At 37.0% G+C, this 15,512-nt stretch carries 8 protein-coding genes and 4 tRNA genes; all 12 read right to left on the reverse strand.

Annotated elements, in window-relative coordinates; translation table 11 throughout:
- Positions 1 to 3: 3 nt before the first annotated feature.
- The 12 genes from rpoB to tilS all read right to left on the reverse strand — a co-directional run bounded on the left by rpoB (position 4) and on the right by tilS (position 15,480).
- Positions 4 to 3,621: a DNA-directed RNA polymerase subunit beta gene (gene rpoB, locus LAB100_RS04225; protein ID WP_281273978.1), complete on the reverse strand. Its 3,618-nt coding sequence runs from the start codon at positions 3,619 to 3,621 to the stop codon at positions 4 to 6.
- 244 nt (positions 3,622 to 3,865) lie between these two features.
- Positions 3,866 to 6,361, reverse strand: coding sequence for an ATP-dependent Clp protease ATP-binding subunit (locus tag LAB100_RS04230; protein WP_119325776.1), 2,496 nt, complete (start codon positions 6,359 to 6,361; stop codon positions 3,866 to 3,868).
- A 295-nt stretch (positions 6,362 to 6,656) separates the two neighbouring features.
- Positions 6,657 to 6,728 (reverse strand) — tRNA-Gly (locus LAB100_RS04235).
- Between the two features lie 10 nt (positions 6,729 to 6,738).
- Positions 6,739 to 6,811, reverse strand: a tRNA-Thr gene (locus tag LAB100_RS04240).
- 63 nt (positions 6,812 to 6,874) lie between these two features.
- Positions 6,875 to 6,957: transfer RNA gene (locus LAB100_RS04245), tRNA-Leu, on the reverse strand.
- 36 nt (positions 6,958 to 6,993) lie between these two features.
- Positions 6,994 to 7,066: transfer RNA gene (locus LAB100_RS04250), tRNA-Val, on the reverse strand.
- 680 nt (positions 7,067 to 7,746) lie between these two features.
- The gene (gene lysS / locus LAB100_RS04255; protein ID WP_119325916.1) at positions 7,747 to 9,237 is read right to left on the reverse strand and encodes a lysine--tRNA ligase; all 1,491 of its coding nucleotides are present in this window, start codon (positions 9,235 to 9,237) and stop codon (positions 7,747 to 7,749) included.
- Between the two features lie 75 nt (positions 9,238 to 9,312).
- Entirely contained in the window at positions 9,313 to 10,317 is a 1,005-nt protein-coding gene (gene dusB / locus LAB100_RS04260) for a tRNA dihydrouridine synthase DusB (protein WP_119325775.1), read from the reverse strand.
- A 72-nt stretch (positions 10,318 to 10,389) separates the two neighbouring features.
- A complete protein-coding gene (hslO, locus tag LAB100_RS04265) occupies positions 10,390 to 11,271 on the reverse strand; it encodes an Hsp33 family molecular chaperone HslO (RefSeq protein WP_119325774.1) in 882 nt (293 codons plus the stop codon).
- A gap of 51 nt (positions 11,272 to 11,322) precedes the next feature.
- Positions 11,323 to 13,524 carry an ATP-dependent zinc metalloprotease FtsH gene (gene ftsH, locus LAB100_RS04270; protein WP_119325773.1) on the reverse strand — a complete coding sequence of 734 codons (2,202 nt, stop codon included), beginning with the start codon at positions 13,522 to 13,524 and terminating at the stop codon, positions 11,323 to 11,325.
- An 82-nt stretch (positions 13,525 to 13,606) separates the two neighbouring features.
- Positions 13,607 to 14,152, reverse strand: a complete 546-nt coding sequence (hpt, locus tag LAB100_RS04275) for a hypoxanthine phosphoribosyltransferase (protein WP_119325772.1) — start codon at positions 14,150 to 14,152, stop codon at positions 13,607 to 13,609.
- A complete protein-coding gene (gene tilS, locus LAB100_RS04280) occupies positions 14,149 to 15,480 on the reverse strand; it encodes a tRNA lysidine(34) synthetase TilS (RefSeq protein WP_119325771.1) in 1,332 nt (443 codons plus the stop codon). The genes hpt and tilS overlap by 4 nt, the downstream gene beginning before the upstream one ends.
- Positions 15,481 to 15,512 lie beyond the last annotated feature (32 nt).

Consider the following 15,512-nt stretch of genomic DNA (forward strand, 5'->3'; position numbering starts at 1 on the left):
TGACTAGTTTTCTGATTTTGTACTAGTTGATTCGGCTGAATCTTTTGCTTCTTCAAGCTTCTTAGCTTCTTCTTCAGCACGTTTTTGTTCTTGTTGTTTAGCAAACTTAGATAGAGCGTCAATACTTACAGTATCATCGTCGTCATCCATATCTCTAAGTTCAATTTCTTTCTTATGTGAGTCTAGAACTTTCATGTCTAGTCCTAGAGCTTGTAGTTCCTTAACAAGAACACGGAATGATTCAGGAACACCAGGTTTAGGAATACTTTCACCCTTAACGATAGCCTCATATGTCTTAACACGTCCGACAATATCATCTGACTTGTATGTCAAGATTTCTTGTAGTGTGTATGCGGCACCATAAGCTTCAAGGGCCCAAACTTCCATTTCACCAAATCTCTGACCACCAAATTGTGCTTTACCACCAAGTGGTTGTTGAGTAACAAGTGAGTATGGTCCGATTGAACGAGCATGAAGTTTATCATCAACCATGTGAGCTAGTTTCAAGTAGTACATAACACCAACAGCAACACGGTTCTTGAATGGTTCACCAGTACGTCCATCATAAAGAATTGACTTACCGTCTGAATCCATATCGGCTTCCTTAACAATGTCCCAAAGTTCATCATTTTGTACACCATCGAAAACAGGTGTTGAAACATGAATACCAAGTTTTCTAGCAGCCATACCTAAATGAAGATCAAGAACTTGTCCAATATTCATACGTGATGGAACACCCATTGGGTTCAATAGGATATCTACTGGAGTACCATCTGGCATGTATGGCATATCTTCTTCAGGTACAACGATTGAAACAGTACCCTTGTTACCATGACGACCAGACATCTTATCACCAACTTGAATCTTACGCTTTTGAGCAATGTAAACACGAACTAACATGTTTACACCAGGATCAAGTTCGTCTCCGGCTTCACGAGTGAAGACCTTAACGTCTTGGATAATTCCGCCACCACCATGTGGTACACGAAGTGAAGTATCACGAACTTCACGAGCCTTTTCACCAAAGATAGCATGTAGCAATCTTTCTTCGGCTGATAATTCTGTAACACCCTTAGGTGTAACTTTACCAACTAAGATATCGCCATCACGAACTTCAGCACCAACACGGATAATTCCGAATTCGTCAAGATCCTTCAATGAATCTTCACCAACATTAGGAATTTCACGAGTGATTTCTTCAGGTCCAAGTTTTGTATCACGTGCTTCTGATTCGTACTCTTCAATATGAATTGAAGTATAAGCATCTTCACGCACTAATTTTTCTGAAAGTACAATCGCATCTTCATAGTTGTACATGTTCCATGTCATAAAGGCAATAAGTGGGTTTTGACCAAGAGCCAACTCACCATTTTCCATGGCAGGACCATCGGCAATGATGTCACCCTTCTTAACCTTTTCATCCTTGTGAACAATAGGTCTTTGGTTGTAACTCTTACCATTATTTGAACGACGGAACTTAGTTACTTTGTAATCATCAGTTGTGCCATCTTCATCACGTTTGATAGTGATCTTCTTAGCATCAACATATTCAACAACACCGGCGTGTTCAGATAATAAGGCAGCACCTGAATCATGCGCAGCAATGTATTCCATACCAGTACCAACAAGTGGAGCATGTGGGTTGATCAAAGGAACAGCCTGACGTTGCATATTAGCACCCATTAGGGCACGGTTAGAATCATCATTTTCCAAGAAAGGAATACATGCAGTAGCTACAGAAACTACTTGCTTAGGAGAAACGTCCATGTAATCGACTTTTTCTGGAGTTGTTTCGATATTATCATCTTTGTGACGAGCCAAGATGGTATTGTCAGCAAATGAACCATCATCGTTCAATGGTGTATTAGCTTGGGCAACAACATAGTTATCTTCTTCGTCAGCAGTTAAGTAATCGATCTTATCAGTTACTTTGTGAGTATCCCATGAAACACGACGATATGGTGTTTCGATGAAACCATACTTATTGATAATGGCATATGAAGCCAAGTTATTAATAAGTCCGATATTAGGACCTTCCGGAGTTTCAATAGGACACATACGACCGTAGTGAGTATAGTGAACATCACGAACTTCATATCCGGCACGATCACGAGTCAAACCACCAGGTCCAAGAGCTGATAGACGACGTTTGTGTTCTAGTTCACCTAGAGGGTTAGTTTGATCCATGAATTGTGACAATTGTGATGAACCAAAGAATTCCTTAATTGAAGCAACAACAGGTCTGATATTGATCAATTGTTGAGGTGTAACAGTTGATGAATCTTGAATTGACATTCTTTCACGTACAACACGTTCCATACGTGACAAACCAATACGGAATTGGTTTTGTAGCAATTCACCGACTGAACGAATACGACGATTACCCAAGTGATCAATATCATCAGTGTTACCAATACCTTCTTTTAAGTTCAAGAAGTAGTTGATACCAGCCAAAATGTCAGCAGGTGTAATTGTACGATTTTCTTCTGGAATATGACCATTACCGATCATATTAACAACTTTTTCGTTGTCAGTTTCTGAATATACTTTAATAATTTGAACAGTGATTGGGTCTGTTAGGACACCTTCATCTGATGGTTGTAATGTAACAGTCTTGAAGTCATCTCTTTCAAGATAAGGAGCAAGTTTGTTCATTGCATCACGGTCAAGAAGAGTGTCTTTAGCAAGCACAACTTCACCAGTATCTGGATCAGCTAATGTTTCTGCCAAAGTCTTGTTCAAAAGTCTTGTCTTGATGTTTAACTTCTTATTGATCTTGTAACGACCAACAGGAGCTAGATCATAACGACGTGGGTCAAAGAATCTAGCATATAGCAATGAACGAGAACTATCTGCTGTCTTTGGTTCACCGGGACGGAGTCTTTCATAAATATCTTTCAAGGCTTCTTCAACACGTGAATCACTTGTATCTTTATGAACATCTTTTTCAAGAGTAAGGTTCAAAGTATCGTTATCACCAAAAATATCAAGTACTTCTGAATCTTCGCCAAAACCAAGTGCTCTAACAAGTTCAGAAATAGGTAATTTTCTAGTTCTATCAATTCTTACGTAGCCTAGACCCTTAGCATCTGTTTCATATTCCAACCAAGCACCACGATTAGGGATAACAGTTGTACCGTAATTTACACGGCCATTTTTATCTGTATCTTGGTTGTAATAAATACCAGGAGAACGTACTAATTGGGAAACAATAACACGTTCAGCACCGTTGATGATGAAATTTCCTTCATCAGTCATGAGTGGGAAATCACCAAAGAAAACATCTTGAGTCTTGATTTCACCAGTTTCATGGTTAGTCAATTTTAGAGTTACATGTAATGGTGCTGAGTAATTAGCATCATGTTGTCTTGCTTCATCAACAGTATATTTTGGTTCTAGCAACTTGTAGCCGACGTATTCCAAAGAAAGGTTACCAGCAAAGTCATCGATTGGCATAATATCGTCAAACATATCTTTAAGTCCTTCATCTAAGAACCACTTATAAGAATTAGTTTGGATGTCAATCAAATTTGGCAATGGAAGTACTTCCTTGATCTTCGCATAACTACGACGAACACGGTGTGCACCATAATTAACGTTATGATAAGTCAAATTTTTCACCTCAACATTTAATTTGTTCAAATTGAGCCACCAAATATTACAATTTGATTACATTTTGCATGAAAACGGTTTTTTAACCTGTTTTAAGGCAAAAAAAAACCAAAAATAGAATCAAAATCTATTTTTGTGTTTTTTTATTTAGCATAACCACGGACAATAGATCGCGGCTTGCAATTTGAACTTTGAATCTCAAAAGAGATAATACTCTTAAACACTCTTCTTGTCAATAGTCAAGAGCCTAATTTTAATGAGCTAGTGTTGTTTTTCTTGCTTCAGGTTTATCAACTGTAATAGTTAACTTGCCCTTCTTAGAACCAACTTTAATTGAATCTCCAGCTTTAACCTTACCCATTAAGAGTTGTTCACTAACTGGATCTTCAATTTCTCTTTGAATAGTTCTTCTCATTGGACGAGCACCGTACTCAGGATTATAGCCATCTTTAACCAAATCATTATAAGCTGTTGGAGAAATAACCAATTTAATTTCTCTTTCTGCCAAACGTTTTCTCAAGTTATTGCTCATGATCTTAGCAATAGCCTTCAATTGATCCTTAGTTAGAGCCTTGAAAACGATAGTTTCATCAACACGATTTAAGAATTCTGGACGGAAGAACTTCTTTAATTCAGCATCAATTCGATCCTGCATTTCTTTATAATCGTTGTGAACATCCTTAGCACCGAAACCAACCTCACGATTGTCCTCTAATGATCTAGCACCTAAGTTAGAAGTCATGATAATAATAGTATTTCTAAAATCAACCTTACGACCTTTGGCATCAGTCAAAATACCATCATCTAAGACTTGTAGCAAAATGTTAAAGACATCTGGATGAGCTTTTTCAACTTCATCAAGCAAAACAACTGAATAAGGTTCATTTCTAACCTTTTCTGTCAATTGTCCACCTTCATCAAATCCTACATAACCAGGAGCTGATCCAATTAGCTTGGAAGTACTATATTGTTCCATGTATTCAGACATATCTACACGAATCAAATTATCTTCAGAGCCAAACATAACCTCAGCAATTGATTTAGCCAATTCAGTTTTACCCACACCAGTAGGTCCTAAGAACATAAATGAGCCGATAGGACGATTAGGATCTTTCATACCACTTCTAGCACGACGGATAGCACGTGAAACAGCACCGATAGCATTATCTTGTCCAATAACTCGTTTATGTAGTTCTTTTTCAAGATTAAGTAGCTTCTCACTTTCTTTTCTAGTGATCTGTTTAACAGGTACACCAGTCCATTGAGCAATTACTTCAGCAATATCGTCGGCTGTAACAACTGGCTTTTTATTGCTTTCAGTCTTCTTTTCTTTAAGCTTACTGATTTTTTCTTGAATATCTTGTTCTTCTTGACGAATCTTAGCGGCTTTTTCAAAATCTTGATCAAGAATAGCATTATTCTTATCATTCAAAAGTTTCATTGATTGATCAGTTAATTCTTCAACCTTGTTATTCTTAGAAACATTGTGGATTCTAACCTTAGCTGAAGCCTCATCCATCAAATCAATTGCCTTATCAGGTAAGAAACGATTTGTTAGGTAACGTGTTGAGAAACGCACAGCAGCTTCAACAGCCTCATCAGAGATTGTCAAACCATGGTGTTGTTCATATCTTGGACGTAAGCCTTCCAAAATTTTAACTGAATCAACAGCAGTTGGTTCTTCAACATGAACTTTAGCAAAACGACGTTCAAGTGCTGTGTCCTTTTCAATGTACTTTTGATATTCATTAGAAGTTGTGGCACCAATCAATTGAAGTTCGCCACGAGCCAAAGCTGGTTTCAAAATATTTGAAGCATCAATAGCACCCTCAGCACCACCAGCACCAATCAAAGTATGCAATTCATCAATAAATAAAATAACATGCTTATCTTGATAAATTTCTTCAATAATTTTCTTTAGACGATCTTCAAATTCACCACGATACTTAGTTCCGGCTACCAATGAGCCCATATCAAGCATCATGATACGTTTGTTTTGCATATCGATAGGAACTTCTTTTTTAACGATAGCAATAGCTAGTCCTTCAGCAATAGCAGTTTTACCAACACCTGGTTCACCTACTAGAACAGGATTATTCTTTGTTCTACGACTTAAAATTTGAATAGTTCTTTCAACTTCATCTTTACGTCCGATAACGGGGTCAATTTGATTGTCACGAGCCATCTTAGTTAAATCTCGAGCCAAAGAATCAAGAGTTGGTGTTCCACCATTTGATTGTGATTGTTGTTTCTTTTGTTTATTAGCTAGACCAGATGCAAAGCCACGACGAGAAGCCTTATTTGACATACCCATCTTACTCAAAAGTAATGACTTAGTTTTAGCCAAGCTGAGTCCTAAATTAACTAAAATTCGATTTGCTAAATTATCAGCGTCATCAAGAATGGCCAATAAAATATGTTCTGTACCGATACGGTTAGCCTTATATAAGTTAGAAGTTTCTTCCGCATCGCTTAAAATTAATTGTCCTTTAGGGGAATATGGTAAATAAATTCCTTTAGCAGTATTAGATGAGACATCCCCATAACCTGTAAGATGTTCAATCTCCTCTTCAACATCTCGATCACTTACAGCTAGATCTCTCAAAGTAATACCGGCAATACCATCGTTCTCCATTGTTAGACCAAGTAGAATGTGCTCAGTTCCAACAGCATTATGATGAAATGTTTTAGCTTGTTCTTGGGCTAAAACAAGTGCATTCTTGGCGCTTTCGGTAAATACTTTGTCCATAAATGTTACCTCTACTTTTTAAGTGTCTGTTTAGAAAGTATAATTGTGTTTTAAAAAAAAGCAATTAATTTATCTTTTTAGCAATTTTTCCACTATAAATATTCTTACATATCTTTATACGTTTATTAATTGCTTCCACTAGAATCCTAACACATTCGCACAACTTATACGCTTAATTCAGATTGCCAATCTGAACATTTCTATATTTACTAAAAATAATTCTTAGAGAACGAAAAAAGGTAATCAATTCTTATTAGAATTAATTACCCTTTTTTCAATTGTGATACTTCTCTAAAGCGGAAGACGGGATTCGAACCCGCGACCCCCACCATGGCAAGGTGATGTTCTACCACTGAACTACTTCCGCATTATGACGATGCCGACTAGAGGATTCGAACCTCCGACCCCCTGTTTACAAGACAGGTGCTCTGCCAACTGAGCTAAGTCGGCATTATGTCAACAACAATTAACATAATACCTAATAACTAACCTTTTTGCAAGGTTAATTATTAATACGGGTGAAAGGACTTGAACCTTCATGTCCAAAGGACACTAGAACCTAAATCTAGCGCGTCTGCCAATTCCGCCACACCCGCAAAAAACTTAATAAATCCACTAAGCATTTTGCTTAATGGAGGATACAGGGATCGAACCTGTGACCTCCTGCTTGTAAGGCAGATGCTCTCCCAGCTGAGCTAATCCTCCATAGTGTTTCTCGTTTGAAACAACTATATTAGTATACCTTTTGCTCATAAAAGTTGTCAACGAAAATTTTGAACTTAATTTAATTTTTTTGAAGGATGATTTTATAGTGGTTCACTGCCGGTTCCGAGACAAAAGAAAATTTTGGCTGGAACGCTACGGGCACAGATTTGAGCTAATTGAAGTACACAATTATCTCAAATACTGGCCTTCTTCTAAGTGGGTTCCCCACTAAGAAGAACTTCGTGGCTGAGCCAAATTTTCTTTTGTCTCTCCACCTAGTTTTTCCAAATTCTTTTTAATGTTCAGTTACAACGTTTATTTCTATATGCCTCAACAATTATTACGTCTCCATCACATTAAGTATTCACAATAAGAAAGCCTAATACTCGATACACTAGTTTATATTCTATTTAAGTAAGCAAAATAATATACAACTTGAATTAACGCAATATAAATAGCTCTAGGTGGAGGGGTGAAAGAAAATTTGGCTCAGTAGTGAAATTCTACTTAGCTCACGTAGTGAGGTTAGTAGAAGGCCGAAATTTGAAACAATTGCGACTTTCAATTGGTTCAAATTCGTGCCCACTACGTTCCAGCCAAAATTTTCTTTCACCCCGGAACCGGCAGTGAACAGAAACAAAAAAAGCTAGCCCTTAAAATCAGGGCCAGCTTTTTTAAATTTATTCTTCATTATTTGTATTGTCTTCAGGTCTCATTGTTGGGAACAAGATAACATCACGAATTGATGGTGCATCTGTCAATAACATTACCAATCTATCAATACCAATACCTAGTCCACCAGTTGGTGGCATACCATATTCCATAGCTTCAACATAGTCGTTATCAATGTGTTCAGCTTCATCATTACCATTTTCACGTTCTTTAGCTTGTGCTTCAAAACGTTGTTTTTGATCAATAGGATCATTTAATTCAGTAAAGGCATTACCGTATTCATGTCCTAAGATATAAACTTCAAAACGATCTGTGAAATTAGGATTATCTTTGCTCTTCTTAGCCAAAGGTGAAACTTCGATAGGATATTCATAAACAAATGTAGGTTCTTTAAGAGTATCTTCAACAAATTCTTCAAAGAATTCAGCGATGATATGACCAACACCCCAGAACTCTTCATAGTGAACATCTTTTTCATCAGCTAACTTACGAGCTTGTTCAAGATCCATATCTTGACTAAAGTCGATACCTGTTTGTTCCTTGATAGCATCAACCATCTTAATACGCTTAAATGGCTTGCTTAGATCAATTTCTTCACCTTGGTAAGTAACAGTTTGTGTGCCATTAGCTTTTTCCGCGGCATGTCTGAAAATTCCTTCGACTTCTTTCATAACGTCGGTCATATCCCAGTATGCAGCATATGTTTCCAATGAAGTATATTCCGGATTATGTTGTGTATCCAAACCTTCATTACGGAAAGCACGACCAATTTCGTAGACACGTTCAAAACCACCAACAATTAATCTCTTCAATGGTAATTCCAAAGCAATACGAAGATACATTTGCATATCCAAAGCATTGTGATGAGTAATAAATGGTCTAGCACTAGCGCCACCAGCTTGAGTATTTAAAACAGGAGTTTCAACTGACATGAAACCTTCTCCGTCCAAATATTCACGCACAGCTGAGATGATCTTAGTACGCTTCTTGAAACGATCAAAGCTATCTTGATTGGCAATTAAGTCCAAATATCTTTGACGATAAATTTGTTCAACGTTTGTTAATCCATGGAACTTATCAGGTAATGGACGTAATGACTTAGATAGCATTGTAATATGAGTAGCTTTAACTGTTAATTCACCCATATCAGTTTTCATGATTTCACCATGAATACCTAAATGATCACCAATATCGGCACGTTTGAAGATATGATAGTTTTCTTCACCAACAGTATCTTTACGTACATAAATTTGAATCTTACCACTTCTATCGCGAATATCGGCAAAACCAACTTTACCTTTTCCACGTTTTGACATCATACGACCGGCAATAACACAAGGTAAGTCTTGTTCTTCAAGAACTTCCTTATCCTCATCACCATACTTATCATGAATTTCTTGAGCTAGAGCTGTTCTTTCGAATCTTGAACCAAAAGGATCGATTCCTTCATCATAAAGTTCTTGTAGTTTTTCACGTCTGACCCTCAATTGGTCATTCATGACTCTAGTCTTCTTTATTTCTTCTTTAGTTGGTTGCTTTTTCTTATTTTCGTTACTCAAAATTTTTCCCCCTGTCTACGAAATTTTTGAAGATCTCGCTTCTCGTTTTTCGTAACTTTCAACAAATTGATCTAATGTACCGAACACTTCTTGCATTGTATTTTCATTCATAACTTTAGCACGAGTTCGTACTGCATGGGGAATCCCCTTTAGATAATATGCTGCTTGTTGACGAAATTCTGGAACACCAACATGCTCACCTTTTAAGTCTACCAGACGTTGGAGTTGAAGTTTAGCTATATTAATTTTTTCTCCAACTGATGGTTCAGGTAAAATTTCTCCTGTTTCCAAATAATGGTTCATTTCATTCAAACGCCAAAGATTTCCCAAAACTGCTCGACCGACCATTACTGCATCGGCTCCAACTTCATCAATCATCTTTTTGGCATCTTGAGGTGTTTTCACATCGCCATTACCCATAAATGGAATCGTTAAGTGTTGCGCTACTTCGTGTAAAAGTTCCCAATCAGAATGTCCTGTATACATTTGAGCCTTAGTTCGACCATGCATGGCAATAGCACTAGCACCAGCTTCTTGAGCAGCCAATGCATTCTCGACGGCTAAAATATGGTCGTTATCCCAACCAGTTCTCATTTTGACAGTCAAGGGCTTATCAATAGCTGAACTAACAGCCTTAACAGCCTCATACAAAGCATCAGGATCTCTTAACCAGCTTGAGCCAGCACCAATTTTAGTTACTTTTTTTACTGGACAGCCCATATTGATATCAATAATATCGGCTCCAGTATTTTCCGAAACATAACGTGCTGCTTGAACTAATGATTCCTTGCTACCACCAAAAATCTGAATACTAACGGGATGTTCTTTGGGATCAACGAACAACATACCGAGTGTTTTATTATTATGATACTTAATTCCTTGGTCACTGATCATTTCGCAAACAACTAATCCTGCGCCAAACTCTCGGGCGGTAACTCGAAAAGAAGAATTAGTTATTCCAGCCATAGGAGCAACAACAATCTGATTAGGAATTGTCACATCGCCTATTTTCCACTCCATACTTTTACCTCGGATTTTTTTCAATTACAACTTGCAATAATAACAAATTTTCTATTAATATGGCAAATATCATTAATCCTTTTTAGCAATAATTTCTTTTAAATCAGCTTCTGAGAATTGATACTTGTTGCCACAAAACTTGCAGATTGCTTCGGCTCCATGATTTTCTTCAATCATGGATTGTAAATTATCCGTTGATAAAGTTGCTAAAGATTTAGAAAATCTTTCTTTAGAACAATCACACTTAAATTGAACTGACATATCTTCAAGATACTTCATATCAATTCCATTCATAATTTTTTCCATAACTTCTTTATTGCTCAATCCTTCATTCAATAAAGTAGATAAATTAGGAATAACCTTTAAGTTATTTTCAATCTTAGCAATATCTTCATCAGTAGCTCCTGGCAATGTTTGAACTAAGAAACCACCAGCAGCACCAACAGTTTCATTAGGATTTACAAATACTGAAACTCCGATAGCTGAAGGAATTTGTTCTGATTCAGCCATATAATAGGCAAAATCCATTCCAATTTCACCGGAAACCAATGGTACTGAACCTGTGAATGGTGTCTTCAAATGTAAGTCCTTTGTTACGCTCAAAGTACCTTTTGTACCAACAGCAGCTTTAACATCGATATGACCATCTTCACGAGCCTTCAAACTTACATGGGGATTAGAAATATATCCTTTAGTATTTCCTTTGGCATCGGCATCAACAATAATTGCACCAACTGGTCCATCACCTTGAATACGAGTAGTTAATATTTCATCTTCCTTTAATGTCGAAGTGGCGATTAGTACTGAACCAATCATAGTTCTACCCAGTGCTGCACTAGAATTTCTCCAAGTATCATGTCGTTTTTGAGCTTCCTGAATTGTTTCTGTTGCATTCACAACATAAGCTCTAAACTTACCATCCTTTGAGATTGCTTTAGTTAAAGTATCCGTCATATATTTATTCCTCCGTTCAAAAAAGCGACTCTAACGAGTCGCTTTTTCTGTTTAATTATCATTATTATTGTTATTACTATTGTCCTTTGAATCACTGTCTGAACTATCAGAATCATTCTTAGCTGATTCATCAGCAGAATTGTTATCTTCTGCTGGTTTCTTATCAGCATCTTCTGAAGGATATGTAGTTTCATCAAGACCATCATTAGTTGATGTTGATGAACTTTCCTTACTTGATTCTTCTGATTTTTGTTTAGCAGCATCTTTGGCTTCAGCAGCCTTCTTAGCTTGTTCAAAGGTTGCAGCACTTTCACTTGGGAATTCTTGGTTAGCATCATTGGCAGGCATCTTACCTGTGTTATACAAGCTCAAGATTTCCTTTTCATCAAGTGTTTCGTACTTCAACAAGGCTTCAGCAATAATCTTATGTTGTTCACGATGTGTTTCAAGAATTTCTCGAGCACGTTCATGATCTTCATCAATAATACGCTTAACCTCTTGATCAATAGCCTTAGCAGTATCTTCTGAATATGAAGGCAATTGACGATAATTACCACCGCTAAATGGTTGACCGTTCTTTTCAAGTTGAACAGTACCCAATCTATCTGTCATACCATATTCAGTAACCATTGTACGAGCAATTTGAGTTGCTTGTTCAAAGTCATTTGAAGCACCCGATGAAGGTTGGCCGACAATAATTTCTTCGGCTGTACGTCCACCAAGTAACCCAGTAATTTGTTCGTTTAATTCCTTCTTAGTAGCAAGGTTTTGATCGTCCTTAGGAAGCATGATAGCATAACCGCCAGCACGTCCACGAGGAACAATAGTAACCTTTCTAACAACTCGAGAATCACTCAATACTAAACCAATCAAAGCATGTCCTGCTTCATGGTAAGCCACTGTGTGACGCTCTTGTTCAGGAACAACATGATTTCTCTTAGCTGGACCAGCAATAACACGATCTTCAGCTTCATCAAGATCAGTTGGATCAATCTTTTGCTTACCACGTCTTGCAGCAACAAGTGCAGCTTCGTTTAGTAAGTTTTCTAGATCAGCACCAGCAAATCCTGGAGTTTGTTGAGCAATTGCTTTCAAATCAACATCATCTGTAAATGGCTTGTTCTTTGCGTGAACCTTAAGAATAGCTTCACGACCCTTAACATCAGGACGACCGACAAGAATCTTTCTATCGAAACGACCTGGACGTAGTAAGGCTGGATCAAGGACATCAGAACGGTTAGTAGCAGCCATAACGATGACACCCTCATTACCAGTAAATCCATCCATCTCAATCAATAATTGGTTAAGAGTTTGTTCACGTTCATCATTACCACCACCGGTACCAGAACCACGTTGACGACCGACGGCATCAATTTCATCAATAAAGATGATTGATGGAGCATCTTTTTTGGCGTTTTCGAACAAATCACGTACACGTGATGCACCGACACCAACGAACATTTCAACGAAATCTGAACCAGAGATTGAATAGAAAGGAACCTTAGCTTCACCAGCAACAGCCTTAGCTAGTAAAGTTTTACCAGTCCCGGGAGGACCCTCTAAAAGAACACCAGATGGTATTCTGGCACCCAGAGAGACAAATTTTCTTGGATCTTTTAGAAATTCAACAACTTCAACAAGTTCTTGTTTTTCTTCTTCAGCACCGGCAACATCAGAAAATCTAACTTTATTTTTCTTTGGATCTTCTGGTTTAACCTTAGATTTACCAAAGTTCATGACACGGTTTGCGCCACCACCTTGGCCTCCACGGCCCATCATTGCGAAGATTATAAAGAAGAATAATGCAAACGGAACAATAACCGTCAAGATCAATGATATCCATTGTCCCGATTGCGACTTAGGAGCAGCAGTCGTCTTAACTCCCTTTGCCATCGCGGCATTGTTAATTCTCTTTAACGTGTCATTGTTAGGCAAAACAGTTGAACTAAATGAAGTTACTTCACTAGAAGTCGTAGATTGATTACGGCTGAATAATGACACTGAACGTGTAGTTTCGGCCTTTTGAGCTTTCTTGTATTCACCAGTTACTTGATAAGCTCCACCAATTGGCTCTAGTTTGAAACTCTTCACTTTGCCTTGCTTCAATTGTGTGATGAATTGGTCTTGGCTTAACGTTTTTGATTGGTCTGAGGATTGACCACCAGCAAACCAACTCGCTGCAAGAACCAAAACAACAAAGAGCAAGATGTAAAACAGGCTATTATTAATTAACCTATTTCGATTATTTTTCATACATTTCCTCCTAATTACTTAGACGTTACATATTGTAACATTGGTGAACAGTAACACAATAATAATTGTAACTCTAACTAAATTATTTTGTATTATATACCTCTGGTTTTAGAACACCAACATAAGGTAAATTACGATAGTGCTCGTTATAATCCATACCATAGCCGACCACAAATTCATCTGGAATTTGAACGCCAACATAATCAACATCAACGTGTTTAATTCGGCGAGCTGGCTTATCTAAAAATGAAACGATCTTGATTGATTTGGCATGACGAGCATCGAACAATTCAGTCAAGCGGTCCAACGTGTATCCAGTATCAATAATATCTTCCACAATAATCACGTTACGATCACGAATTGAGGTATCCAAATCTTTAATGATTCTGACATCTCCAGTTGTCACCGTATTCTCGCCACCATAACTAGAAACATCCATGAAGTCATACTCCATTTCAATATCTACGTTTTTGACTAGATCCATCATAAACATAGCAGCTCCACGTAGAATACATACAAACAATGGATTCTTTCCGCGATACTCTTCTGTCAATTCTTTGCCAAGTCTTTTGTTAGCTTGTTCGATCTCTTCTTTGGAAACCAATACCTTTTCGATATCTGAATTCATCCTTTTACCTCATCCAAGTTAATTTTGTAATGCAGATTACCTTTTTTTAAATAATCGCCCATATTATAGATTTTTTCAACCCAAACAATCTGATTATCAAATAATAAAACTAAATAATCATTTCGTTCATATTCAGGTATCTTTTCATTTATAAATCGCTTGCTAAGCTTTTGATGTAAACCATTCGATAAAAGTAGTTTATCACCGTCACGACGAGTTCTCAAAGTAATTTGTTGCGGCTTTTTATCAACTGATAAAGTGTAATTATCGGTTGTTTCTAAAACTTCTATTGTTTTATTATCAAAGCGCAACGATTGTCCAATCACTAGATCAACCGTAGCTAAATTTTTCTTCACAGTTTTTTTTATCACAAATTGATTATAAGTTCTGATAAATTGCCAAGAGTTTTCTAAATCAATCGAGGCATTAGATTCTGAGCCCGTCAATATTTCAATAATTTGATTAATCTGACGATTACTAATGGTTAGATCCAAATGTCGTTTAGTAAAGAAATTCCCCCAAAATAATGTTTGCTGCTCAAAATTCAACTTTAAAATTGGTTCGATCAAACCACTTATTTGTTGGGAGTTTTCTTGCAATGACATTGATTGTTCAATTTGTTGAAATTGTTTTTTAGCCAAATCTATCAATGCGGTCAATTGTTGATCAAAAAAGCGAAAGTGACTTAGCATTTGACCGTTTTCTTTTTGTAGTTCTGGGAAGATATTATTACGTAATCTATTACGTAGAGTAATATTAGCAAAATTAGTTTCATCTTGAACATGTTTTATATCATGGATATCAGAATATTCTGACAACTTTGCTTTTGAAAAATCCAACAAAGGACGCACTATCTGTCCTTGTCCAAATTGACGCTGTTCTTTAAGACTAACTACCTCGTAGGCATTACCTGAACGTATCATCTTCATCAAAATATTCTCCGCCAAATCATTGCCGTGATGTGCTGTCAATAAAGTATCAAATTGATTAGACTGCATAACTTCTTTAAAGAACCCATATCGGAATTTTCTAGCAGCTGCCTCCATGCCGATATCATTTTGAGGTTTATCTTGCCATTTCGTTGTAAAGAACTGATAGTTATTTTTTTTACAATAATCTTGAACAAATTTTACTTCAGAGGCACTTTCTGGACGCAAATTATGATCAACATTCACCACTCCAAATGAATCATTCGGTAACAATTGCGCTACAACATTCAATAGCACCATCGAATCAACTCCACCTGAAACTGCTATTAATACACGTTGAGCTTGATACCTTTTTAAAACTTGCCTGACTGTTCCTAAGATTTTATTATCTAGTTCCATTTAAAACTCCCTTCTCAAAAATCAAAAAAAGG

Source organism: Companilactobacillus musae, from assembly GCF_003967595.1.
GTDB lineage: Bacteria > Bacillota > Bacilli > Lactobacillales > Lactobacillaceae > Companilactobacillus > Companilactobacillus musae.

Bases quoted from the DNA above. Each gene is read 5' to 3' on its own strand.
- ftsH (WP_119325773.1), bottom strand. From the start codon at position 13,524: ATGAAAAATAATCGAAATAGGTTAATTAATAATAGCCTGTTTTACATC.
- LAB100_RS04230 (WP_119325776.1), bottom strand. From the start codon at position 6,361: ATGGACAAAGTATTTACCGAAAGCGCCAAGAATGCACTTGTTTTAGCC.
- tilS (WP_119325771.1), bottom strand. From the start codon at position 15,480: ATGGAACTAGATAATAAAATCTTAGGAACAGTCAGGCAAGTTTTAAAA.
- hpt (WP_119325772.1), bottom strand. From the start codon at position 14,152: ATGAATTCAGATATCGAAAAGGTATTGGTTTCCAAAGAAGAGATCGAA.
- lysS (WP_119325916.1), bottom strand. From the start codon at position 9,237: ATGAATGACCAATTGAGGGTCAGACGTGAAAAACTACAAGAACTTTAT.
- hslO (WP_119325774.1), bottom strand. From the start codon at position 11,271: ATGACGGATACTTTAACTAAAGCAATCTCAAAGGATGGTAAGTTTAGA.
- dusB (WP_119325775.1), bottom strand. From the start codon at position 10,317: ATGGAGTGGAAAATAGGCGATGTGACAATTCCTAATCAGATTGTTGTT.